Genomic DNA, 23,625 nt, shown 5'->3' on the forward strand with positions numbered 1-23,625 from the left:
GACGTTCATCCGCCGGTTGAGGCGGGACAGCGCCGAGACGATCTTCTCGACCTGGGGGTCGAGGTCCTGGAATTCGCGCTGGTAGGCGGCGATCTGTTCTTCGAGTGTCGGCTCGCTGACGCCGGGGGTGTCGCCCATGGCCCGAGTATCGCATGACGTCGCTTGGTGTCGAAGTCCTTCAAGGTGTAGAGTTCAACCTCGAACTTTAGCTTTGAAGTCTTCAGGCTTGCATCCATGCATGGGAAACGTGTCACGACACGGGATCCGGCGGGGCGGCCCGTACGGCTTCACGACCAAGGCAGGTGAAAGTGACCAGGGCGATGGGCGCAGCGATGCGCCGGATCCACGTCGGCAACGCGCTCAGCGCGTTCGGGCTCGGCTTTACCGTCCCCTTCCTCTACGTCTATGTGGCGCAGGTGCGGGGACTCGGCTCCATGACGGCGAGCGTCGTGCTCGCCGTCTTCGCCGTGGCCGCTCTCGTCGTGCTGCCGTTCGCGGGCCGGGCGATCGTCCGGCGCGGTCCTCTGCCGGTCCTGCTCGTCGCGCTGGTCACCGCCGCCCTGGGTGCGCTGAGCCTCGGTCTGGCGAACAGCGCGACGACCGTGGTGCTGTCGGCGGCGGCCCTCGGCGCCGGGCAGGCCGTGATGCAGCCGTCGCTCGCGACGATGATCGTGGACTGCTCCTCGGCGGACACCCGCTCGCGCGCCTTCGCGACCCAGTTCTTCCTCCAGAACCTGGGCCTCGGTATCGGTGGTCTCATCGGCGGCCACATCGTCGACCCGGACCGGGCGAGCTCGTTCACGCTGCTGTTCGCGATCGAGGCGGCGATGTTCCTGGTGCTGGTCGTGATCATGGCAACTGTCCGGATGCCGCGCGCGCCCCGGATCGACGAGGCCGCTCCTCGGTCCAGGGGCGGCAGCTGGAAGGAGCTGCTGGGCAACCGGGCCATGGTGCAGCTCTCCGTGCTGGGCTTCGTGCTGTTCTTCGCCTGCTACGGACAGTTCGAGTCGGGTCTTTCCGCGTACGGCGTGGAGGCCGCCGGGATCTCCACGTCCGCCCTCGGCACGGCGATGGCGGCGAACACGGCGATGATCGTGGTCGCGCAGTTCGCGGTGCTGAAGTTCGTCGAGCGCCGCAAGCGGTCGCGGGTGATCGCGGCGGTCGGGCTCATCTGGGCCGTGGCCTGGGTGGCGGCCGGTTACGCGGGCCTCGGACACGGCAGCAGGACGATGGCCACGGCGGCCTTCGTCTCGACGTACGCGCTCTTCGGGCTCGGTGAGGCGATGCTGTCGCCGACGGTCGCCCCGCTGGTCGCCGATCTGGCGCCGGCAGGCATGGCGGGCCAGTACAACTCGGCCTTCGCCCTGGTGAAGCAGCTCGCGCTGGCGATCGGCCCTGCGGTGGGCGGTCCGATGGGGGCCTCGCTGCACGGCCCGTACGTCGTGACGTTCCTGCTCTTCTCCCTCGGCATCACCGTCCTGGCCCTGCGGCTCGGGCGGCGGCTCACCCCCGTACAGAATCAGCCGTGGCTCGCGAAGAGCCGGGTGGTCGCGCAGGGCGGGGCTCCGGCCGAGCCGGTGCCCGCCGCCGCCTGACGGGCGGCCCCGCGGGAGCGGGACGGGACGCGGACCGACGACGGCCGCCATCACGGAAGGACGTGATGGCGGCCGTTTCGTGTGCGGTCTCAGCGGACGCCGGTCAGCAGGTTGGCGGTGAAGGGGAGCGTCGCGGTGCCGTCGGGGGCGGTGTGCTCGGCGAGGCGGGTGTGGACGGCCCGCCCGGCGCGCAGGAGGGTGTCCTCGCCCGCGGTGTCGACGATCGCCTGTCCCCAGGATGTGGACGACAGCTGGCCGGGGGCGTAGGCGCTCAGGGGCGGGAACGCGATGCCGAAGGTGACCTGGCGGACGGCGACGTCGTGGAAGCCGGCGGCTCGCAGGGCGGCGGAGAGACGCTCGGGGGTGCCGGAGAACGCCCCCTCGTAGTTCGCCGCCAGCTCCTTGCCTCCGTACTCCTCGACCGCCTCGTACTGGGCGACGAAGTACGGGATGAGTTCCCTGGCGGCCCACGCGGTGGCGGCGAAGCGGCCGTCGGGGCGGGTCACCCGGGCCGCCTCGGCGAAGGCCGTGTCCAGGTCGGGGAAGAACTGGACGCCCTGCTGGCAGACGACCGCGTCGAAGGCCGCGTCCTCGTAGGGGAGCCGGTCGGCGGAGGCGACGGTGAACTCGATGTCCGGATACATGCGCGGCGCGTGCTCGGCGGCGAAGCCGATCATGCCCGCGTTGACGTCCGCTCCCGAGACCCGGCCCGCGGGGCCGACCCGGGCCGCCGCAGCGCGGGCCGCGAAGCCGGTGCCGCAGGCCAGATCGAGCACCTTGGCGCCGGGGTACAGGTCGACCGCGTCCAGGATCGCCTCCACGAAGGGCGCCATGAACGGTGCCGCGTACCGCTCGTAGCGCTCGGGGCCACTTCCTTTGAGCTGAAAGCCCGATTCGTCTGCCATGGGGAGCTCTTAGCACCGGGCGGCAGTCCCGGCCAGGGGGCGCGCGGATCCGCCCCGCTAAGGGATCCCGTCCCGGTCCCGGAATTCCTCCGGGGCGCGGCGGTGGATTCCGGCGTGCGGGGTCAGTTCCCCGCGCGCGGGAGCGCGAACTCGCACCAGACCGCTTTCCCGCCGCCCGGTGTGCGGCGGGAGCCCCAGGCGGAGGCGATCGTGGCCACGATCGCGATGCCGCGGCCCGCTTCGTCGCCGGGTTCCGCTCGGCGGCGGCGCGGGAGGTGGTCGTCGCCGTCGGTGACCTCGATGATCAGGCGGCGGTCGGTGCGGCGCAGACGCAGCCGCATGGGCGGGGTGCCGTGCTGGAGCGAGTTGGCGACGAGTTCGCTGGCGGCCAGGACGCCGAGGTCGTGCAGATCGCCGGGGAAGCGCCAGCTGGCCAGGACGCCGGAGGCGAAGGCACGCGCGCGGGGGGCCGCTTCCATGCCGCCGAGGAGTTCCAGGGCGGCGTTGCGGAAGAGCTCGCCGTCGGAGCCCGTACGGGAGGGGTGCTGGAGGACCAGCACGGCGACGTCGTCGTCGTGGTCGGCGGTGACGCCGGCCGCGCGGACCAGGCGGTCGCAAATCACCTGGGGGCTGCCGGTGGCGCCGGCGAGGGCGCGTTCCAGGGAGGCGATCCCCTCGTCGAGGTCCTCGTCCCTGCGCTCGACCAGGCCGTCCGTGTACAGGACGGCGGTGGAGCCGGGTGCCAGCGGCACCGAGCCGGAGGCGTGCAGCCAGCCGCCGGTGCCCAGCGGCGGCCCGGTCGGCTCGTCGGCGCGGTGGACGGTGCCGTTCTCGTCACGGACCAGGATCGGCAGGTGGCCGGCCGAGGCGTACACCAGCCGCCCCTCGTTCGGGTCGTGGATCGCGTACACACAGGTGGCGATCTGGTTGGCGTCGATCTCGGTGGCCAGGCCGTCGAGGAGCTGGAGCACCTCGTGCGGCGGCAGGTCGAGCCGGGCGTACGCGCGCACGGCCGTGCGCAGCTGGCCCATGACGGCCGCCGCGCGGACCCCGCGGCCCATGACGTCGCCGATGACGAGCGCGGTGCGGCCCCCGCCGAGGGTGATCACGTCGTACCAGTCGCCGCCGACCGCCGCCTCGGTGCCGCCGGGCAGGTAGGTGGCCGCGATGCGCAGGTCGTCGGGTTCCTCCAGCTCCTGCGGGAGCAGGGAGCGCTGGAGGGTGACGGCGGTCTCGCGCTGGCGGCGTTCGCTGGCGCGCAGCCGTTCCGCGGCCTCGGCGTGGTCGGTGACGTCGGTGGCGAAGACGAGGACGCCGCGGCCGTCGCGCTCCGCGGAGGTGTCCACGGGGGTGCAGGTGAACGTGTACGAGCGGCCGGTCGACACCTTGCGGGACTTGACCGTGCGGGGCTTGGCGCTGCGCAGGACCTGGTCGAGCAGCGGCAGCAGACCGAGTTCGTCGAGCTCGGGCAGTGCCTCGCGCGCGGGTTCACCGGTGGGGCGGGTGCCGAAGGCCGCGGTGTAGGCGTCGTTGACGTACGAGACACGGTGGTCGGGGCCGTGCACGAGGGCGACGAGGGCGGGGACGCGGTCGAGGACCGCGCACACCGGGAGCTGGTCGACGGCGAGCCCGGGAGGGGTCTCGTCGGTCAGCTGCTCGACGCGGGCCGCCGGTACGGAGCCTTCCCCGCGCCGGTCCGGGGCGGCCGTGTGGTCCGCCGTGTGCTCGGTCCGCGCTGCGGCGCGGCGCTGCGTTCCGGGGAGCCGGGCGCTCCAGCGCGTGAAGTTCACAGTGGGGAAAGCCTCGTGTTAGAAGGGCGAGCGGTGCACCCGCCCAAAGTCGTGGACCTGTCTGGCAGTCTGACCGACCGGGTCTGCTTCCGTCAGACGCCGTCCCTGCCGGTGGAGTTCCTCGGTCCGGTCAGGACGACCCCTTCGGGTCGGTCGGAGGCTTTCCCCCGGCCGCCAGTTCGAACTCCGCACGGGGGTGTTCGAGTGAACCGAGGGACACGATCTCCCGCTTGAAGAGACCCGCCAGGGTCCATTCGGCGAGCACACGGGCCTTGCGGTTGAAGGTCGGCACCCTGCTGAGGTGGTAGACGCGGTGCATGAACCAGGCAGGATAGCCCCTCAGCCTGCGGCCGTAGACGTGTGCGACTCCCTTGTGCAGTCCGAGGGACGCGACCGAGCCGACGTACTTGTGGGAGTACGTCTCCAGGGGTTCGCCCCGCAGGGTGTGCGCGAGGTTGTCGCCGAGGACCTTCGCCTGGCGAACGGCGTGCTGGGCGTTGGGCGCGGTCTCCTTGCCGGGTTCGGCGGTCACGTCGGGGACGGCGGCGGCGTCTCCCGCGGCCCACGCGTGCGGGGCGCCGTCGACGGTGAGCTGAGGGGTGCACCTGAGCCGGCCGCGCTCGTTCAGGGGGAGGTCGGTCGCGGCGAGGACGGGGTGCGGTTTCACGCCGGCGGTCCATACGACGGTGCGGGTCGGGAAGCGCGCGCCGTCACTGAGGACGGCGACCCGGTCCGCGCAGCTGTCGAGACGGGTCCGGAGGCGTACCTCGATGTTGCGCCGGCGCAACTGGCTGACCGTGTACCTGCCCATCTCCTCGCCGACCTCGGGCAGGATGCGGTCCGAGGCCTCGACGAGGATCCATTTCATGTCCTCGGGCTTGAGGTTGTGGTAGTACCGCGCGGTGTAGCGGGCCATGTCCTCCAGTTCGCCGAGCGCTTCCACGCCGGCGTATCCGCCTCCCACGAAGACGAAGGTCAGGGCCGCGTCGCGGACGGCGGGATCGCGGGTGGAGGAGGCGATGTCCATCTGCTCGATGACGTGGTTGCGCAGACCGATGGCCTCTTCGACCGTCTTGAAGCCGATGGCGAACTCGGCGAGTCCGGGGATGGGCAGGGTGCGGGAGACCGAGCCGGGGGCGAGCACGAGTTCGTCGTAGGTGATCTGCTCGTCGCCCGCGCCCTCCTCCTCGGTGGCCAGGGTGGTGAGCGTGGCGGTGCGCTTGGCGTGGTCGATGGACCGGACCTCGCCGATGACGATCCGGCAGCGGTCCAGGACCCGGCGCAGCGGGACGACCACGTGACGCGGCGAGATCGAGCCCGCGGCGGCTTCGGGAAGGAACGGCTGATAGGTCATGTACGGGTCGGGCGACACGACCGTGATCTCGACCTCGCCCCGCTTCAGTTCGGGCTTCAACTGCCGCTGGAGGCGCAGGGCGGTGTACATCCCGACGTAGCCGCCACCGACGATGAGAATGCGCGCACGTTCCTTCACCACCCCATGACGCACGCCGCTCCGGAGTTTGTCCACAGCCCCGACAATTTGTGTGACCGGCCGCCGACAACGTGCAGAGTTGGCCGATTTGCCGGAGTCTAGGGAAAACCCGCAGGTCAAGGCGGCCGGAGGGGTGCCCGGACAGGGCGCAATCGGGACGTACGGGGTCCGTACTCCGATCGGGGGGCGCTCTGTGCGGAACCTGCCCCTTCTGAATTGACCCCCGCTCAACTATGTTCGTGTGTCGACGGGGTGTAGGGGGATGCGCTCGGCGGGTCCGTGGGACGGGCTCGTGCATCGGCCTGTTCCACACGCTCCGGTCTGTCGATGGCGGGGAGAGTCTCCGGGGGGAGACGTCATTACCGGGGGAACACTTATGCACATTCAGGACTCTCATTGGTCTTCCGCGTCAGCCGTCGCACCAGGCGGTGCGATGAACGGCGCGGCGGCGACGGGCGGCAACGGCCGCGGTCCGGCTGACGGATCGCGCACGGCACCGCTGCGTGTGGACGCACAGCGCAATCTCGAACACGTACTGCGGGCGGCGCGCGAGGTCTTCGGCGAGCTGGGGTACGGCGCGCCGATGGAGGACGTCGCCCGGCGGGCGAGGGTCGGTGTCGGCACGGTGTACCGGCGCTTCCCGAGCAAGGACGTCCTGGTGCGCCGGATAGCCGAGGAGGAGACCTCCCGGCTGACCGACCAGGCCCGCGCCGCGCTCGGCCAGGAGGACGAGCCGTGGTCGGCGCTCTCGCGCTTCCTGCGCACGTCGGTGGCCTCGGGCGCCGGACGGCTGCTGCCGCCGCAGGTGCTGCGGGTCGGCGTGGCCGAGGACGGCACGGAGCCGGACGGGGCACGGGTGCCGCAGCAGCGGTCCCAGTCCGCGCCCGAGTTGCGGCTCGTCGAGCAGCGGCCCTCCCCCGAGGAGGCGCCGGTGATCGCCGAGGTGGACGACGCCGGCGCGGCGGCGCTGCTCGAAGTGGTGGGACGGCTCGTCGACCGGGCGCGTGCGGCGGGCGAGTTGCGCGCCGACGTCACCGTGGCGGACGTGCTGCTGGTCATCGCGACGGCGGCGCCCTCGCTGCCGGACGCGGCCCAGCAGGCGGCGGCCTCGGCCCGGCTCCTCGACATCCTGCTGGAGGGCCTGCGCTCGCGTCCGGCGTGAACGAACCGAGGGCCTCGGCGAAACGGCCGGGTTCCCGAGCACATGGACGCCCCCGGAGACGAGTCGCGCACGATTCGTCTCCGGGGGCGTCGTGCTTTCGCGTACGGCGGCTGTTCACCATGCCCAGAACGGTGGGCAGTTAGTACTGCCGAGCGACAAATCCCCTCGGACGAGTGGTTGGTTCGTACGAAGGGGTGCCACTCGGGGACCTGTGGCACTCTGTCCCGGTATTCGGGTCCGAGTGTGCAGGCGGGGGCTTTTCGGCGTGAGCGGTGACGGGCGGGACGAGTCACTCGGTGACGGCGGCGCCGACGGCGGCACGGAAACCGGCGGCTCACCATCACGCCAGGTGCCGAGCCAGGGCGGCCCGCACGGCACGAGCCCGCGCGGCGAGCGTCCGGACGGCGGTGACCCGGACGGAGCGGCCCCGGAGGCCGGTGTTCCCTCGCAGCGCGACCGCTGGGACCCCCGCGAGGGCAGCGTCCTGCCGCCCCCTCGCGAACTGCCGCCTCCGGCCGACACCCCGCCCCCCGACGCCGGTCTGATCGAGCGGATGCGCGCGGGCGACGACACGGCGTACGAGGAGCTGTACCGCCGGCACGCCGAGGCCGTCCGCCGCTACGCCCGCACCTGCTGCCGCGACCCGCACACCGCCGACGACCTCACGGCCGAGGTGTTCGCCCGGATGCTCCAGGCCGTACGCGGCGGAAGCGGCCCCGAACACGCCGTGCGCGCCTATCTCCTCACCACCGTCCGCCGGGTCGCCGCGCACTGGACGAAGACGGCCAGGCGCGAGCAACTGGTCGACGACTTCGCGGTGTTCGCCGCACAGGCCGCCCGCGGATCCGAGGTCTCCGACGACGACACCCTCGACCTCGGCGCGGACGTGCGCGCGATGCACGAGGCCGAACAATCCATGGCCATGCGGGCCTTCCGCTCGCTGCCGGAGCGCTGGCAGGCCGTGCTGTGGCACACCGAGGTCGAGGACGAGTCCCCGAGCGAGGTCGCCACGCTCTTCGGGCTCGACGCGAACGGCACCCGGGTGCTCGCCAGCCGCGCCCGCGAAGGACTCAGACAGGCCTACCTCCAGGCGCACGTGAGCACCGCGCTCACCCTGGACGAGGAGTGCGCGCGCCACGCCGACCGGCTCGGCGCCTACGCCCGCGGCGGGCTGCGCACCCGCGCCGAACGGGGCCTGCGCAAGCACCTGGAGGAGTGCGCCAGGTGCCGCCTGGCCGCGGGCCAGATCAAGGAAGTGGCCGGCGGGATCCCCGCGGTCGTGCCGGTGGCGGTCATCGGCTGGTTCGGGACCGCCGGGTACGCGAAGGTCCTCGCGCTCGTCGCCGGGGGCGCCGGGGCCGGTGCGGCGGGAGCCGCGGGCGCGGCGGGAGCCGCGGGCGGCGGCTCGTCGGGGGCGGGCGCCGGGGGCGGCGCCGCGCTCTCCGAGGGTCTCGGCGCACCGGTCAAGGCCGGTATCGCGGCAGGTGTCGTCGCGGTGGCCGCGGCGGCGGTGGCACTGTCCCTGGTCGGCAACGAGGGCCCCGCCCGACGGCCCGAGGCACGTCCGGCGGCCTCACCCGCCGTCGAGGCGCCGGTGCCCTCACCGGCGCCGCCCACGAAGCCCCCCGTGCCGAAACCGGCGGTGCCTGCCCACGGACCGGCCCCCGTGGCCCCCCTCGCGGCGGCCCCCGAGCCCGCGCCGAAGCCGGCAGCCCACGCCGCCCCGAGCCCGAGTCCGTCCCCCACCCCCGCCCCGCCCCCCGCTCCGACGCCCTCGCCGGAGTCGCCCGCGCCCGAACCCACCCCGACGCCCACCCCCACGCCTCCCCCGCCCGCCCCCAGCGCCTACCGGTGGAGCGACCTGGACTACGACGTCGCCGGTGACCACACCGAGCCGGAGATGCGGCTCGGCGAGAGCAGCTGGGTGTGGCAGCGCGACCGCATGCGCATCGCGAACACCCGGTACGCGTACGGCGTCACCGTCCACGGCCGTTCCTCCGTCACGATCGACCTCAACCGCGACTGCACCTCGTACGACGCCCTGGCCGGTGTCGACGATCTGATGCTGGGGCTGGGCAGGCTGCGGTTCTCCGTCTACGCGGACGGGTCCCTGCTGTGGCGGTCGCCGCTGGTCGAGGGCGGCGATCCCGCGGTCCCCGTCCATGTGGACCTCACCGGTCACCGGACCGTCCGGTTCGTCGTCGAGCCCCACAGCCCGTTCGACTCGACGTCGCTCGGCGACTGGGCGGAGTCGAAGTTCCTGTGCCGGTGAGCCCCTACCCGGCGGGGTACGCCCCGAGCGTCTCGGTCAGGTCCGCGAGGGCCTGTTCCTGGGTGTAGCCGGAGCCCCGGGCCCGCTCGGACGCGTAGCGCCCGGGACCGAGGGCCGCGAGAGCGGCGGCCTCGACGCGCCGGACGTCGGCGCTCTCGGCGGCGGAACGCAGATCCCCGCCACGCCAGTCGGTGCCGGCGGCCGCCAGCCGCGCCGCCGCCGCGTGGTCGCCGAGCTCGGTGAGCAGACGCGCGGCGCTCTCGACGAAGGCGGAGGTCACCACGTCGGCGCACCGCACGTCCATCGCGTACCGCAGCGCGGCGGCCAGTTTCCGCAGGCCCGGCACCGGTCCTGACTCGGCGGCCGTGACCAGGGCGTCGAGCCAGTTCAGCCCCGCCGTGAACTGCGGCGGCGGGGTGCCCCGCATGCCTTCCTGGCGGGACTTCTCGCACAGTTCGCGCGCGAGGGCGACCTCCCCGCCGTCCAGGACCACCTGGGCCCGCAGCAGATGCACAAAGGCCCGGGAGTCCGTCACTCCGTACTGGTCGGCGGCGGCGCTCGCCTCGTCCAGCGTCGCCAGGGCCAGGGAACGCTCGCCCGCGCGGTGGGCGATCTCGGCCAGCCGCGCCATGAGGAACGGCACCTCCGCGTACGCCCCCACCTCGTAGGCGAGCCGCAGCGCCTCGTCGTACTCGCCCTTGGCCTCGTCGAACCGGCTGCGCGCCATGGCCGCCTCACCGGCCGCGCTGCACACCTGGGCGCGCATCCAGCGGTCCCCGACCCGCCGGCTGAGCCCGCGCAGTTCCTCCAGGTCCTCATCCACCCCCGGCATGCCGCCCGGAGCGTCGACGACCATGTGCGTACGGAACATCAGGGCGACGCCGATCTCCCATTCGCCGCCGTACACACGGCAGTTGGCGACGGTCGCGTCCATCGCGGGTCCCATGTCGTCCGGGTCGCCGAGGAAGTGCGCGGCCATCGGCCAGACGATCCCCGGCATACGGGCCGCGTCGGGACCACCGCGCTCGAAGGAGCCCCGCACCCGCCCCACGTACTCCCGCAGCCGCTTGTCCTCCCACTCGTCCAGCGGGACGACGTCCACCTTCATGAACAGGTGGAGCATGCGCACCCGCATCCGGACGGAGTGCAGCGGGTGCCGCTCGTCGCGCTCGGGATGATCGAGGAAGGCGGCCACCGGGTCGACACGTCCGAGCGCGGCGAGAAGACCGTCACCGGACCCGGACCCGGAGCCGGTGTCAGAACCGGACCTGGACTCGGACTCGGAACCGTAGCCGGTGTCAGAACCGGACCTGGACCCGGACGCGGAACCGGAGCCGGACTCGGAGCCGGTGTCCGGCGCCGCGCGATCACCGGCCGTCGCGTCGAGCAACGCGCCCAGTCTCAGGACGAGTTCCGTCCATTCGATGCCCTCGTGACGGAAGTTGCGCAGCCACCAGAACCAGCCCATGTCGAGGACCAGGGCGGCCGCCTCCTCCTCGTCGCGCGCCGCCAGCGCGCGCCCGAGGGCCGCCCGGATGTTGTCGAGCTCCGTCTCCAGGCGGCGGATCCAGGGGAGTTGACCGGCCGAGCGCAGCTGGGGCTCGGCCTCCTCGGCCAGGGCGCGCACCCACGCGCGGTGGCGCCGCTCGGCGGCGGCCCGCAGGACGGGAACCTCGGCGGCGCGCTCGGTGGCGTACTCGTGGATGGTCTCCAGCATGCGATAGCGCATGCCGCCGCCCGGGCCGTCCATGCCGTCGGGGGTGGCGACGAGGAGGGACTTGTCGACCAGCGCGCCGACGAGATCGGCCGCGGGGCCGGTGCACACGGCCTCCGCGGCGGCCAGGTCCCAGCCGCCCGCGAACACGGACGCCTCGCGCAGCACGGTCCGCTCCCGTTCGTCGAGCAGGTCCCAGGACCAGTCGACGACGGCACGCAGGGTCTGCTGGCGGGGCAGCACCGTGCGGCTGCCCGAGGTGAGCAGCCGGAAGCGGTCGTCGAGCCGGTCGGCGATCTGCTGCGGGGTGAGCAGCCGCAGCCGCGCCGCGGCGAGTTCGATGGCCAGGGGCAGGCCGTCGAGCCGTCGGCAGATCTCGTCCACGGCGGCGGAGTCGTGCGGCGCGGTGGCGGCTTCGGGGCGCACGACGCGGGCCCGTTCCATGAAGAGGCGGCGCGCGGAGACGGGCGGGAGCGGCTCGACCGGCCGCACCAGCTCGCCGGGGACGCCGAGGGGTTCACGGCTGGTGGCGAGGATCGTGAGCCCAGGGCAGCGGGTCAGCAGCGTCTCGGCGAGTTCGGCCGCCGCGTCGATCACGTGCTCGCAGTTGTCAAGGATCAGGAGCCGGCTGCGCCGGGCGCAGTACTCGACGAGCAGGGCGAGCGGGTCGTCCTGCGGGGCCGCCATCTCGTTGGTGATCAGCGCGGTCTCGCGCAGACCGAGGGCGCTGACCACCGCGCCCGGGACCGCCTCGGGCCGGTCGAGCGGGGCCAGCTCGACCAGCCACGCCTGCGGAAGCCCGGCGGCGGCTTCCTCGGCGAGGCGGGTCTTCCCCGAACCGCCCGGTCCGGTCAGCGTGACCAGGCGTGCCCTCTGCACATCCGAACGGATGGCCCCGACCTCCCGTTCCCGCCCGACGAACGAGTTCAGCCGGGGCCGGAGGTTTCCGGTGCCCCGGCCCCGCGAGGGATCCCCGGGACCGGCGGTCGGCGCGGCCCGGTCCGCCGCGGACTCGGGTTCGCGCGGTTCCCCGGTCTGCCCGGGGTCGAGCAACGCGGCGTAGAGGTCCCGCAGTTCAGGACCGGGGTCCGTGCCGAGGCCGTCCATCAGGGCACGGCGTACGTCCTCGTAGGCGGCCAGCGCGTCGGCGCCCCGGCCGGTCTCGCGCAGGGCGCGGATGAGCAGGGCGTGCAGCGCCTCGTCGTACGGGTGGGCCGTCGTCAGTTCCCTCAGCTCCGGTACGACGTCGCAGGCGCGGCCGAGTCGCAGGTCCGCCTCGACACGGCTGCGCGTCGCCTCCAGGCGCAGGGCCTCCGGGCGGGTCGCGGCGGTGCGGTCGGGGAGGTCCGCGAGGGCCGGGCCGCGCCACAGGGCGAGGGCTTCGCGCAGGCGGGCGGCGGCGGCGGGGGCGTCGCCGGTGCCGAGGGCGGTCCTGCCCTCCGTGACGAGCCGCTCGAACACGAACAGGTCCACGTCGTCGCGGGTGGCCCGGAGGCGGTAGCCGCCGGCCTCCGAGGCGACCGCGTCCCTGCCGATGGCCCTGCGGAGGCGGCCGATCAGGGCCTGTAGGGCGGCTGGGGCGTCCTGGGGTGGGGTGTCCGCCCATACCTCGTCGATGAGGGTGTCCGGGGACAGGGTGCGGGCGGGGTGGCTCGCCAGGGCTGTGAGCAGGGCTCGGACCCGGGGGCCGCCCACCGTGACGAGGGTCCCCCGGTCGTCCTCAGCCTGGGCAACCCCCAGAATCCTGTACCGCACGCCCCCATTCTCACCGCCCACCCACCCCAGGTCACCGCCCGGCCGCTCCCCCTCGGACGCCACCCCCGCCAAAACCCTTCTTTCGCCCCCTCCGCCCCTACCCAACCCGAACCCGGGGCTCCGCCCCCAGCCCCCCGCTCCTCAATCCCCAGAGGGGCTGAACGCTCCCCGGAACCGGAACCCGAAGGGCCGCCCGGCGCAGAGACCCCCCCCCCGGGGCTCCGCCCCAGCCCCCGCTCCTCAAACGCCGGAGGGGCTGAAAATCTCACCCGCACCCGGAATCGAACGCGAGGGGCCGGGCCGGTACATCGATGCCCGTCGCCACCGACGGTCACACCTCACCCAACGGCGACGGGCTGATGCACCGGCACGGCCCCGACCCACCCACCAAACCGAACCGAACCCGCAGCGGTCAGACGTGCCCGGCCCCCGCCCCCAGCGCCCTCCCCTGCGGAACTATCCCCGCAGGCACGGCCCGCTGACGCGCCGGCGTCCCCGTCCAGCACGTCCCCCGCCGCGCCAGCAACCGCCGCAGCCACAGTTCGAGCGACACGAGATCGGCCAGCCCGTCGAGCGGCAGCGGCGCCCCCTCCGCCGCCGAGCGCAGCGCCTTGCGGACGACGCGCGCCTCGACCAGCCCCGCCTGCGCGAGCAGCGGCGTGTCGAACAGGGAGATCAGGGAATCCGCCGCCACCCGCATCCCGGTGCGGGCCGCCGCCGCGGAGGACGCGTGGGACGGAGCCCCCCACCCGGAGGGCAGTTCGGCCACCCCGGCCCCTTCGAGCACCGTCCGCAGAATCGCCGCCCGCGCCCCCGGCTGCACCCGCAGCGCCTCCGGCAGCCCCCGGCACGCCCGCACGACCTGGTTGTCCAGGAACGGCGTGTGCAGCCGCTGGAAGCGGATCTCGGCCGCCTGCTCCAGGACGCGGATGTCGGCCGCGTGGCGGGCCAGTGCCGCCCGGGCGCGGAAATCCCCCGGCCGCTGCCCGGGACCGATGTTCGGCCGCCCCCCGCCCCCTTGCAGGCGAACCGATACTTCAGCCAGTGCCTCCCCGGTCAGCCAGCGCGCCGCCGGCCCGGGTCTCGCCCAGCTGAGCGCGGCGAGCGACGCGCCCACCGCGTCTCCCGGATCCTCGAACCGCCGGTTCATCAACTGTTCGGCGAGGACGTCGACCCCGGTGCGATAGGGCGTACGGGCGAGCTTGCGCGCCGCGCCGTACACGCGCGCGGGGACCATCACCGAGCCGTCGGCCTTCGTCAACGCGGCGACGGGGCGCACCAGATGGCGCCGTTTGCGGTCCATGAGCAGATCGGCGAGCCGCGCCGGATGGGCGTCGAGCACCTGCCGCGCGCCGTAGCCGGTGAAGTGGTCCGCGCTGCCGGAGGCGAGCCGCGCGCGGTGGCGGGCCGCGGTCACCAGGGAGGGCCCCGGCTCGTCGGTCAGGGGCCCCTCCAGGTCGGCGTAGGGGAGCGTCTCCTCGCCCCCGGTGACGACCACGTGGTGCAGCCGGGGGTTGGCGGCCAGCGTCCCGGCCCGCTCCAGCTCGGCTTCGCGGTCCCGCACGGCGAGGTCGTTGAAGGTGACCGCCAGGAGCCGTTCCCCGGCGCCGGTGCCGTGCCCGAGGACCGTGCCGGGCGCCCCGGGAAGGCCGGCGGCGAGCAGCGCGAGGGTTCCCGAGGCGGGTCCGCCGGAGAGGTCGGCCCCGATGCCCGGCACCGGTGTGCCGCGCGCGGCACGGCGCTCGGCGGGTCCCATGCCGGGCACGGGCCCGGGGTCCACGTCGGTGCCCGGCACGTGGCGGGGAGCGGAGAGGCGGGCGCGGACGGCCTCCACGAGGGCGTCCCGTACGGCGTCCACGGCGATCGCGGGGTCGGCGATGGGGGCGGCGACGGCGAGGGAGGCGACGGGTTCGTACCCGGCGATCTCCCGCGCCCCGGCCCGCAGGACGAGCGTGTGTCCCGGCGGAATGCGGCGCACGCCCTCGTACGGGGTGGAGTCGTGGACCGCGGCGGGGACGTCGGGGGCGGCGAGCATCGCGGCCAGGTGCCCGAAGTCGAGGTTGGCCTCGATGAGGTCGGCGAGCGGGAGGGCGGCGGTGGCGTAGGCCGTACCGCCCGCCCAGGGGGTGTAGAACACGGGCCGGGCGCCGGCGAGGTCTCCGCAGACGGTCACCCGGCGGCCGACCTGGACGACGGCGGTGTAGCTGCCCGACCAGTTGGTGAGGTGGCGCAGTGCTCCGCCGCGCGCGGCGAACAGTCCGACCCTCAGTTCGTCGTCGGTGGCCCCGCAGACGCCGAGGACGGCGATGCGGTTCTCGGCGTCGGCCTTCACCACGCGCACCTCGTCGGGGCGCCAGTCACCGACGGCCCACAGCGGATCGGGGTCACCCCACAGGAGTTGGGAACCCACGGGGTGCACGGTCTCGCCCTCGTTGCCCGTGGCGCCCGCCGAGCCGATCGCGGACGCTCTGGCGACGGTGCTGCTCCACCCCACCAACCATCGCATCGCCGCCTCCACAGGCTGTGGACAACCAGTGCACCGTACGAACTCGGCACCATGCTGCCACGAAGGAGGCGTATGGGAGGGTCTCTGCGGCGGCTTGCGCTCCCCGGAGTGCGCCCCCGCACGGGCACCCGCGCCGCCGCACGGAGCCACTCCACCCGCAAATACCCTCCCCGCAAAGGCTGTTGAGGGGAAAACTCACAGCCGGAACCACGGTGAAGAAATCCCCGGGGACGGCCACGGACACCGACTACAGGACCCCGAGCCGGATCTCGGCCGAGCCCGACGCCGGTCCGGCCCACGAGCCCCTCACCGCAGCCCAATTGCCGCACGAAGGCCCGCCGGCCGGCACCCCTCGCGGGCCACCTCTCCGACGCCACCCGACCCCCGACAGGTCGACGCGAATGCGCCCCCGATACGCTCCCCCAGGACGCCCTTCGCGCCCTCAACTCGTATGGTGGGAGCCCTGATTGCCCTCAGAGGCGGCCATCGGTTTTCGGCCAAATCGGCGATGGGCGCACCGTCACGGACACGCTCCGTACAGGCCTTGCGCACCGCTTCGGCAACGCACAGTCCGGGAGGCGGAGTTCGCCCCCCGGACCGGTCCGCCGCCCGCGGGGATGTAGGCGGCGGTGTCCCCCAGCCCACTGGATCCAGTACAGCGGGCCGACCCACGCACGTTCCATGGAAGCGCTCCCCGCGGTGGCCGGAGAAGAGCGCACGGACGGGCGCACGGCCACACGCACAGGAGCACACCGCGACAGTCCGTACAGTCGTACGGACCACAATCCCGCCAACCGGACGTACGCCCCTTAACGCAGGGGATCGGGCGAACTACGCTGGGTTTACGAATGCCGCGTGGTTATGCCACCGCGGCAGCCGTCTGTGTCGAGGGGTGGCGCATGTCCAGGGAGCAACGCGGGCCGAACGAAAAACTCGGCGCCGTTCTCGCCCTCGCGGGAATCAGCAACGCAGGACTCGCGCGTCGTGTCAACGATCTTGGCGCTCAACGCGGGTTGACTCTTCGCTACGACAAGACGTCGGTGGCGCGCTGGGTGTCGAAGGGCATGGTGCCGCAGGGTGCCGCGCCGCACCTCATCGCGGCCGCCATCGGCCAGAAGCTCGGCCGTCCCGTGCCGCTCCACGAGATCGGCCTGGCGGACGCGGATCCCGCGCCGGAAGTGGGACTCGCCTTCCCCCGTGACGTCGGGCAGGCGGTGCGGTCGGCGACGGAGCTGTACCGCCTCGACCTCGCCGGGCGCCGGGCGGGCGGCGGCATCTGGCAGTCACTGGCCGGCTCCTTCGCCGTGAGCGCCTACGCGACTCCCGCCTCACGCTGGCTGATAACCCCGGCCGACAGTTCGGTGGCGCGCGAGGTGAATCCGGGCGAGGGCTCCGGAGCGCCGCTGAAAGTCGGCCACAGCGATGTGCTGAAACTCCGCGAGGCGGCCGAGGACGCGAGGCGCTGGGACTCCAAGTACGGGGGCGGCGACTGGCGTTCGTCCATGGTGCCCGAGTGTCTGCGGGTGGAGGCGGCGCCGCTGCTGCTCGGCTCCTACTCCGACGAGGTCGGCAGGGCGCTGTTCGGCGCGTCGGCGGAGCTCACCCGGCTCGCGGGCTGGATGGCCTTCGACACGGGCCAGCAGGAGGCCGCGCAGCGGTACTACATCCAGGCGCTGCGGCTGGCCCGCGCGGCCGCCGACGTGCCCCTCGGGGGCTACGTCCTGGCCTCCATGTCCCTCCAGGCGACCTACCGGGGCTTCGGCGACGAGGGCGTCGACCTCGCCCAGGCCGCCCTGGAGCGCAACCGCGGTCTCGCCACGGCCCGCACCATGAGCTTCTTCCGGCTCGTCGAGGCACGGGCCCACGCTCGCGCGGGCGACGCCCAGGCGGCCGGCGCGGCGCTGAAGGCCGCCGAGGGCTGGCTGGAGCGGGCCCGCGACGGCGACAACGACCCGTCCTGGCTCGGCTTCTACGGCTACGACCGCTTCGCGGCCGACGCCGCCGAGTGCTACCGCGACCTGAAGGCGCCGCGCCAGGTGCGCCGCTTCACCGAACAGGCACTGTCGAAGCCGACGGAGGAGTTCGTGCGCTCGCACGGGCTGCGCCTGGTGGTGTCGGCGGTCGCCGAGCTGGAGTCCGGCAATCTGGACGCGGCGTGCGAGCAGGGCGTGCGGGCGGTGGAGGTCGCGGGGCGCATCTCCTCCGCGCGCACCACCGAGTACGTGAAGGACCTGCTGCACCGGCTGGAGCCGTACGGCGACGAGCCGCGCGTGGTGGAGCTGCGGGAGCGGGCCCGTCCGCTGCTGATGGCCCCCGCCTAGAGCGTCCGAGGGAGCGCCCGGGGGGATCCGGCGCAAAGGGAGCGCCACGGCCCCGCGGCGCGAAAGAATCGCGGGGTGCCGTCCTCGGGTTTGAGGGCGTTGTCAGTGGCGCAGTGCACTATCGAGGCCGGAAGGTGGTGCGGATGCGGAGCGCGTACGACTGCGATGTGCTGGTGATCGGCGGCGGGATCGTCGGCCTGTCGACGGCCTATGCCATCACACAGGCGGCGCCGGGCACCCGGGTGACGGTGCTGGAGAAGGAGACGGGGCCCGCCCGGCACCAGACCGGGCGCAACAGCGGGGTGATCCACAGTGGGATCTACTACCGCCCCGGCTCCCTGAAGGCGCGGTTCGCGGTCCAGGGCGCCGCGGAGATGGTCAAGTTCTGCGCGGAGTACGACATCGCGCACGCCGTCACCGGCAAGCTGATCGTCGCGACGGACAAGTCGGAGCTCCCCCGTCTGCACGGCCTGGTCCAGCGCGGCCGGGAGAACGGCATCCCGGTCAAGGAACTGGGCCCGGCCCAGCTCACCGACTACGAACCGGAGGTCCGCGGCCTCGCCGCCATCCACGTCGGCACCACGGGCATCTGCGACTACGTGGCGGTGGCCCGCCGGCTCGGGGAAGCCTCCGGGGCGGAGATCCGGTACGGAGCGCAGGTGGTGCGCGCCGACCGCCGTCCGCATCTGGGTGTGGCCGTGCGCACGGCCGACGGGACCGTCGTCCGCGGGCGGGTGCTCGTGAACTGCTCGGGACTGCACTGCGACGAGACGGCCCGGCTCATGGGCGACGACCCCGGGATGCGGATCGTCCCCTTCCGTGGCGAGTACTACACGCTGGCGCGGCCCGAGCTGGTGCGGGGCCTGGTGTATCCGGTTCCCGACCCTGCGTTCCCTTTCCTCGGCGTCCATCTCACCCGGGGCATCGACGGCGGCGTGCACGTCGGCCCCAACGCGGTGCCTGCCCTCGCCCGTGAGGGCTACGGATGGGGAGTCGTCCGGCCGCGTGAACTGGGCGGGACCCTGTCCTGGCGCGGTTCCTGGCACATAGCCCGGCGGCACTGGCGCTATGGAGCCGGGGAGCTGCGCAGGTCGGTGTCGAAGACGGCGTTCACGCAGGCGGTGCGGCGGCTGCTGCCCGCGGTGACGCCCGAGGACCTGGTCCCCGCCGCCGCCGGCGTCCGCGCCCAGGCGGTCCTGCGGGACGGCACCCTGGTCGACGACTTCCTGATCAAGGAGGGCCCGAGGACCGTGCACGTGCTGAACGCCCCGTCCCCCGCGGCCACCGCCTCCCTCCCGATCGGCCGCGAGGTCGCCCGCCGCGCCCTGGCGTCCCTGGCAGCGGTCTGACACTCCACCCGGCGCCGGGGACGGGCCGCCTCGCGGTCCCGTCCCCGTAAAATCGACCCCACTGTGTCTGATTTCCTCGACTCCACCGAAGAGACCCGGCCCGCCTCCCCCGAGGACGGCTCGCCGCGTCACCACCGTGCCAAGGGCGAGCCCCGCTTCCCCCACGGTCCGCAGGCGGATCCCGCCGGCTCGCACTTCGAGCGGCGGATCCGGAGTTTCCAGCCGCGCCGCAGCCGGGTGACGACCGGACAGGCGGACGCGTTGCGGCGGCTGTGGCCCCAGTGGGGTCTGGACATCGACGGACAGGGCACGCTCGACCTGGCGCAGCTGTTCGGGGCGGACATCCCCGTCGTGCTGGAGATCGGCTTCGGCATGGGGGAGGCCACCGCGCTGATGGCGGCCGAGGACCAGGGGACAGGCATCCTCGCCGTGGACGTGCACACTCCCGGCCAGGGCAACCTGCTCAACCTCGCCGAACGCAGCGGGCTGACCAACGTCCGTGTCGCCAACGGCGACGCGATCATCCTGCTCCGCGAGATGCTCCCGCCCGACTCCCTGGACGGCCTGCGCGTCTTCTTCCCCGACCCCTGGCCCAAGAAGCGCCACCACAAGCGGCGCCTGATCCAGCCGGAGTTCCTGGACCTCGCCGCGACCCGGCTCGCCCCGGGCGCGCTCGTGCACTGCGCGACGGACTGGGAACCGTACGCCGAACAGATGCTGGACGTGCTGACCGCGCACCCCGGCTTCGAGAACACCGTGCCCGACGGCGGTTTCGCGCCGCGTCCCGAGTTCCGGCCGCTGACCCGTTTCGAGGGCCAGGGACTGGACAAGGGTCATGTGGTGAACGACCTCCTCTTCCGACGCGTACAGCATCGAAACCAGCACACCTCGGACGACTGACCCGCGCACCCACCCGCCGGCGTCCGCCGGGAATTCCCCGGGACCCGGTTACCGTCGCGGGCAACGCCCTCCCTCGTTAGGGTCAATGCCGTGGCCATCCATTCTCCGTACCCGACCCGGCCCGGTACCCCCGCCGGACCCGCGCCGAGACATCCGCACTGGTGGCAGCGCGGCTGGGTGCGGTACGGAGCGCTGATCACCCTGCTCGCGATGTCGGGTCTGGTGATCCTCGCCCTCGTCCGCGAACAGACCGGGACCGAGGGCTTCCTGGTCGGCCTCGGACTGGCCGTGTTCCCCGTGCCGCTGCTCATAGCCGCCTTCCGGTGGCTGGACCGGGTCGAGCCCGGCCCCTGGCGCAACCTGTTCTTCTCGTTCGCCTGGGGGGCCTGCGCGGCCGCGCTGATAGCGATCGTCGCCAACAGCTTCGCGACCCGCTGGATAGCCATGACGACCGCGGGCCCCTCCGGCGCGGACACCCTCGGCGCGACCGTCATAGCGCCCGTCGTCGAGGAGTCGGCGAAGGCGGCGGCCGTGCTGCTCGTCTTCCTCTTCCGCAGACGGGACTTCACCGGGATCGTCGACGGGGTCGTCATCGCCGGGGTCACCGCCACCGGCTTCGCCTTCACCGAGAACATCCTCTACCTCGGCACCGCCTTCGGGACCGACCGGCTCAGCGGGGAGAGCGGACTCGCCTCCGTCACCGCGGCGACCTTCTTCGTCCGGGTGGTGATGTCGCCCTTCGCGCATCCCCTGTTCACCGTGCTGACCGGCATCGGCTTCGGCGTCGCGGCCCTGTCCGCCGAACGCCAGCGCACGCGCCGCGTGCTGCTCCCCCTCACCGGACTGCTGCTCGCGATGGGCATGCACGCGATCTGGAACGGCTCGTCGGGCTTCGGCAGGTTCGGTTTCTTCGGGGTGTACGCCGCGTTCATGGTTCCCGCGTTCGGGCTGCTGACCTGGCTCGTCGTCTGGACCCGGCAGCGCGAGCTGCGCACCGTCCGCGCCGAACTGCCCGTGTACACCGCGGCCGGCTGGCTGGGCGCGGCCGAACCCTGGGTGCTCGGCTCGATGCGGGCGCGGCAGATCGCCCGCGAGTACGCCGGTCACCATTTCGGGAAGCGCGCCGCGCGTTCGGTGGCGGAGTACGAGGCGTACGCCACCTCGCTGGCGTTCCTGCGGCACCGGGGGCGCCGGGGACGCGCGGGCGCCGACTTCGTCGTACGGGAGCGCGAGTTGCTGGAGGAGCTGTGGCGCCGCCGGGAGACCGCCCGGCCGGCGCTCGCCTACGCGGCCCGCCTCACGGCACCGCTGCCCGCGCCGCCGCCCTGGCCGGTCCCCGGGTACGGGTACGCCGCCCGGCCCGCGCAGCCGTACGTCCCGACCCCACAGCCGTACCTCCCGCCCGCGCAGCCGTACGGGCCGCCGGCGCAGCCGTTCGCGCGGACCCCGTATCCCGCGTACAACCCGTACCGCTCCTGAGGCCGCAACGGCGGCGGCGCGCGGCCCCGGTGAGGCCCACCGGGAAGCGCGCGGCGCCGCCGAAGCCGTTACGCCGACGCCCGCGACAGGCGGGTCAGTTCCTCGTCCGTCAGCACCAGGTCCGCGACGCCCAGCAGGGCCGGGAGCTGCTCGACCGTGCGGGCGGAGGCGATCGGCGCGGCGACCGTCGGCTGTGCGGCCAGCCAGGCGAGGGCGACCGTCGGGACGGCGACGCCGTGGGCCCCGGCGATCTCGTCGAGGGCGGCCAGGACCCGCGGCCCGCGGTCCGTGGCGAGGTGCTTGGCCGCGCCGGCCGCCCGGGGCGAGTCGACCTCCGTGCCGGGGCGGTACTTGCCGGTGAGGAACCCGGCGGCGAGCGCGAAGTACGGGACGGCCGCCAGACCCGCCTGGGAGGCGACGTCCAGCAGGGCGCCCTCGTAGGTGTCGCGCGAGACGAGGTTGTAGTGCGGCTGGAGCGCGACGTAGCGGGCGAGACCCTCGCGGTCGGAGAACTCCAGGGACTCCCGCAGCCGCTCCGGCGAGATGTTGGAGGCGGCGATGTGCCGCACCTTGCCGGCCTTCACCAGGTCGTCGAGGGCACCGATGATCTCTTCGACCGGCACCTCGGTCTTGTCGAAGTGCGTGTAGTAGAGGTCGATGTGGTCGGTGCCCAGGCGGCGCAGCGAGGCGTCGGCCGCGGCCTTGATGTTGGCACCGGACAGCCCCGGGTAGGCGGGGTGCTGGCTGACCTTGGTGGCGACCACGATGTCCTCGCGGTTGCCGCGGGTCTTCAGCCACTTGCCGATGATGGTCTCGGACTCGCCGCCCTCGTTGCCCTCGACCCAGGCCGAGTAGGAGTCGGCCGTGTCGAGGAAGTTGCCGCCGGCGGCCGCGTAGGCGTCGAGCACCGCGAAGGACCGGGTCTCGTCGGCCGTCCAGCCGAAGACGTTGCCCCCGAGGGAGAGCGGGAAGACCTCGAGGTCGGACGCACCGAGCTTGCGAAGAGAAGTCATGTACGACCTCAACAGCCGCACCGGATGGATGTATTCCGCAATCACCTCGGGACGGCCCGGGTGGGCGCGGGGGTCCGGGCCCGCCTGACCGGTGGTCCTGACGCAGGGGGGTGGCGTCGGGACCACCGGGGATCAGGGGGCGAGGCCCTTGCCTGAGATCAGGGGTTGAGGCCCTTGCTCTGGAGCCATGCCATCGGGTCGATGCCGGTGGGGTTGCCGTCGGGGTGCACTTCGAGGTGCAGGTGCGGCCCGGTGACGTTGCCCGTCGCGCCCACCCGGCCGATGACATCGCCGGTGGCGACCTTCTGGCCCACGCTGACGGCGATGGAGGATTGGTGGCAGAACCACAGCTCCGTGCCGTCGTCGAGGGTGAGGATCGTGCGGTAGCCGTACGCGCCCGCCCAGCCGGCCTCGGTGACGGTGCCGCTGTGGATCGCCTTGATGAGCGTGCCGGTGGGCGCCGCGAAGTCGAGTCCGGTGTGGTACCCGGAGGACCACATCGAGCCGGCCTCGCCGAAGCGCGAGGTCAGGGTGTACGAGGAGGTCGGCAGCGAGTAGCTCTTGGCGAGTTCGGCGAGGCGCTCCTGCTCGGCCTTCGCCTTGGCCGCCTCCTCCGCCTTCTTCTTCGCGGCGGCGGCCTTGGCCTCCGCGGCGTCCTGCTGCTTGGCGGCAGTCGCGACGGCCTTCTTCGCGGCGGCGTTCTGGGCGGCCTGCTGCGAGGCGGTGTCGGCGCGGTTCTGCTGCGACTTGGCCTGCTGCATGATGCGGTCGCGCAGCGCCTCACCGGCGTCGGTGGCGCCGTGGGCCTCGTCGGCGGTGGTCAGACCGGCGCTGGTGAGCGGGGTCGTGGAGCCCTTGGGCGTGCTGGATCCGCTGTCCGATATCAGGGCCTTGGCCGACGCGGTGACCGACGACAGGTCGGGCAGCGAGATCGAGACGGGCGCCTTGCCCGGGGCGGCGCTCGCGATGCCGCCCCCGCCGACGGCGGCGATGACGCCGACGCCGAGAACCGTGGAGCTGCGGGCGAGTCCTCCGCCGCGCTGCTTGCCCGTGCGGTGCCGGCCGCGGACGGGAGCGACGGAATCCGCGGTGGGATTCCACTCCTCCCAGGTTTCCTCGTCCTTGCCGTAGCCGAAGGTGTGCGTTTCGTTCGGCGCGAACGGGGTTGGCTGAGCGGGCCGGTTGGACGCCACGTGGGCGCACTCCTTTCCTTCCATGCCGCCTACCGGGTTAGCTGACGGGTTCGGAGCAGGAAGGTCTCCTACGGGCGTACTGCCACCGTGCTGTTACGGCGGATTACGCTCGATTCACCCCACGATGTGGGTCCCCGGTTCCCTTGCGGGATTCGGCGCGTGCGCACGGAGCCACCTCT

The 23,625-nt window shown here is 73.3% G+C and carries 15 protein-coding genes and 1 riboswitch (1 of these 16 only partly in view); of the genes, 7 read left to right on the top strand and 8 right to left on the bottom strand.

Annotated features, from left to right (window positions below):
* A protein-coding gene (locus WJM95_RS15140) for a MarR family transcriptional regulator (RefSeq protein ID WP_326786919.1) crosses the window boundary here: on the bottom strand, positions 1 to 138 show its 5' portion. The gene continues 411 nt to the left of window position 1, outside the view; the window shows 138 of its 549 coding nt (coding positions 1-138); its start codon is at positions 136 to 138; its stop codon lies off the left edge, out of view.
* 182 nt (positions 139 to 320) lie between these two features.
* Between WJM95_RS15140 and WJM95_RS15145 the strand changes: the two genes are divergently transcribed.
* Positions 321 to 1,595, top strand: coding sequence for an MFS transporter (locus tag WJM95_RS15145; RefSeq protein ID WP_339130274.1), 1,275 nt, complete (start codon positions 321 to 323; stop codon positions 1,593 to 1,595).
* Positions 1,596 to 1,684: 89 nt separating this feature from the next.
* On the opposite strand, the gene WJM95_RS15150 is transcribed toward WJM95_RS15145, so the two are convergent.
* The 3 genes from WJM95_RS15150 to WJM95_RS15160 form a co-directional block, all read right to left on the bottom strand.
* Positions 1,685 to 2,500 carry a methyltransferase domain-containing protein gene (locus tag WJM95_RS15150; protein ID WP_339130275.1) on the bottom strand — a complete coding sequence of 272 codons (816 nt, stop codon included), beginning with the start codon at positions 2,498 to 2,500 and terminating at the stop codon, positions 1,685 to 1,687.
* A 122-nt stretch (positions 2,501 to 2,622) separates the two neighbouring features.
* Positions 2,623 to 4,290 (bottom strand): SpoIIE family protein phosphatase, encoded by a 1,668-nt coding sequence (locus tag WJM95_RS15155; RefSeq protein WP_339130276.1) that lies wholly within the window; start codon positions 4,288 to 4,290, stop codon positions 2,623 to 2,625.
* 130 nt (positions 4,291 to 4,420) lie between these two features.
* Positions 4,421 to 5,785 carry an NAD(P)/FAD-dependent oxidoreductase gene (locus WJM95_RS15160; RefSeq protein WP_339130277.1) on the bottom strand — a complete coding sequence of 455 codons (1,365 nt, stop codon included), beginning with the start codon at positions 5,783 to 5,785 and terminating at the stop codon, positions 4,421 to 4,423.
* Positions 5,786 to 6,158: 373 nt separating this feature from the next.
* On the opposite strand from WJM95_RS15160, the gene WJM95_RS15165 reads away from it, so the two are divergent.
* The gene (locus WJM95_RS15165; RefSeq protein WP_339130278.1) at positions 6,159 to 6,944 is read left to right on the top strand and encodes a helix-turn-helix domain-containing protein; all 786 of its coding nucleotides are present in this window, start codon (positions 6,159 to 6,161) and stop codon (positions 6,942 to 6,944) included.
* Between the two features lie 265 nt (positions 6,945 to 7,209).
* Positions 7,210 to 9,216, top strand: coding sequence for a sigma-70 family RNA polymerase sigma factor (locus WJM95_RS15170; RefSeq protein ID WP_339130279.1), 2,007 nt, complete (start codon positions 7,210 to 7,212; stop codon positions 9,214 to 9,216).
* A gap of 4 nt (positions 9,217 to 9,220) precedes the next feature.
* On the opposite strand, the gene WJM95_RS15175 is transcribed toward WJM95_RS15170, so the two are convergent.
* Together WJM95_RS15175 and WJM95_RS15180 are read right to left on the bottom strand one after the other, a co-directional pair.
* Positions 9,221 to 12,685 (bottom strand): BTAD domain-containing putative transcriptional regulator, encoded by a 3,465-nt coding sequence (locus tag WJM95_RS15175; RefSeq protein WP_339130280.1) that lies wholly within the window; start codon positions 12,683 to 12,685, stop codon positions 9,221 to 9,223.
* A 412-nt stretch (positions 12,686 to 13,097) separates the two neighbouring features.
* Positions 13,098 to 15,191 (bottom strand): asparagine synthase-related protein, encoded by a 2,094-nt coding sequence (locus WJM95_RS15180; protein ID WP_339130281.1) that lies wholly within the window; start codon positions 15,189 to 15,191, stop codon positions 13,098 to 13,100.
* Between the two features lie 899 nt (positions 15,192 to 16,090).
* On the opposite strand from WJM95_RS15180, the gene WJM95_RS15185 reads away from it, so the two are divergent.
* The 4 genes from WJM95_RS15185 to WJM95_RS15200 all read left to right on the top strand — a co-directional run bounded on the left by WJM95_RS15185 (position 16,091) and on the right by WJM95_RS15200 (position 21,240).
* On the top strand, positions 16,091 to 17,512 hold the full coding sequence (locus WJM95_RS15185) for an MFS transporter (protein ID WP_339130282.1): 1,422 nt from the start codon (positions 16,091 to 16,093) through the stop codon (positions 17,510 to 17,512).
* 143 nt (positions 17,513 to 17,655) lie between these two features.
* Positions 17,656 to 18,861: an L-2-hydroxyglutarate oxidase gene (gene lhgO, locus WJM95_RS15190; RefSeq protein ID WP_339130283.1), complete on the top strand. Its 1,206-nt coding sequence runs from the start codon at positions 17,656 to 17,658 to the stop codon at positions 18,859 to 18,861.
* A gap of 63 nt (positions 18,862 to 18,924) precedes the next feature.
* Positions 18,925 to 19,761 carry a tRNA (guanosine(46)-N7)-methyltransferase TrmB gene (gene trmB, locus WJM95_RS15195; protein ID WP_339130284.1) on the top strand — a complete coding sequence of 279 codons (837 nt, stop codon included), beginning with the start codon at positions 18,925 to 18,927 and terminating at the stop codon, positions 19,759 to 19,761.
* 90 nt (positions 19,762 to 19,851) lie between these two features.
* On the top strand, positions 19,852 to 21,240 hold the full coding sequence (locus WJM95_RS15200) for a PrsW family glutamic-type intramembrane protease (protein WP_339130285.1): 1,389 nt from the start codon (positions 19,852 to 19,854) through the stop codon (positions 21,238 to 21,240).
* Positions 21,241 to 21,308: 68 nt separating this feature from the next.
* Here WJM95_RS15200 and WJM95_RS15205 read toward each other — a convergent pair whose 3' ends face one another.
* Both WJM95_RS15205 and WJM95_RS15210 read right to left on the bottom strand, forming a co-directional pair.
* Entirely contained in the window at positions 21,309 to 22,253 is a 945-nt protein-coding gene (locus WJM95_RS15205; RefSeq protein ID WP_339130286.1) for an aldo/keto reductase, read from the bottom strand.
* 158 nt (positions 22,254 to 22,411) lie between these two features.
* Entirely contained in the window at positions 22,412 to 23,446 is a 1,035-nt protein-coding gene (locus WJM95_RS15210; RefSeq protein ID WP_339130287.1) for a M23 family metallopeptidase, read from the bottom strand.
* Between the two features lie 11 nt (positions 23,447 to 23,457).
* Positions 23,458 to 23,614, bottom strand: a riboswitch (cyclic di-AMP (ydaO/yuaA leader).
* Positions 23,615 to 23,625 lie beyond the last annotated feature (11 nt).

The sequence above is a fragment of the Streptomyces sp. f51 genome (assembly GCF_037940415.1).
In the GTDB taxonomy this organism is placed as follows: Bacteria; Actinomycetota; Actinomycetes; order Streptomycetales; family Streptomycetaceae; genus Streptomyces.

Excerpts from the sequence above, each read along its gene's own strand:
- lhgO (WP_339130283.1), top strand. The coding sequence starts at position 17,656 with ATGCGGAGCGCGTACGACTGCGATGTGCTGGTGATCGGCGGCGGGATC.
- WJM95_RS15145 (WP_339130274.1), top strand. The coding sequence starts at position 321 with ATGGGCGCAGCGATGCGCCGGATCCACGTCGGCAACGCGCTCAGCGCG.
- WJM95_RS15165 (WP_339130278.1), top strand. The coding sequence starts at position 6,159 with ATGCACATTCAGGACTCTCATTGGTCTTCCGCGTCAGCCGTCGCACCA.
- WJM95_RS15185 (WP_339130282.1), top strand. The coding sequence starts at position 16,091 with ATGTCCAGGGAGCAACGCGGGCCGAACGAAAAACTCGGCGCCGTTCTC.
- WJM95_RS15180 (WP_339130281.1), bottom strand. The coding sequence starts at position 15,191 with ATGCGATGGTTGGTGGGGTGGAGCAGCACCGTCGCCAGAGCGTCCGCG.
- WJM95_RS15150 (WP_339130275.1), bottom strand. The coding sequence starts at position 2,500 with ATGGCAGACGAATCGGGCTTTCAGCTCAAAGGAAGTGGCCCCGAGCGC.
- WJM95_RS15205 (WP_339130286.1), bottom strand. The coding sequence starts at position 22,253 with ATGACTTCTCTTCGCAAGCTCGGTGCGTCCGACCTCGAGGTCTTCCCG.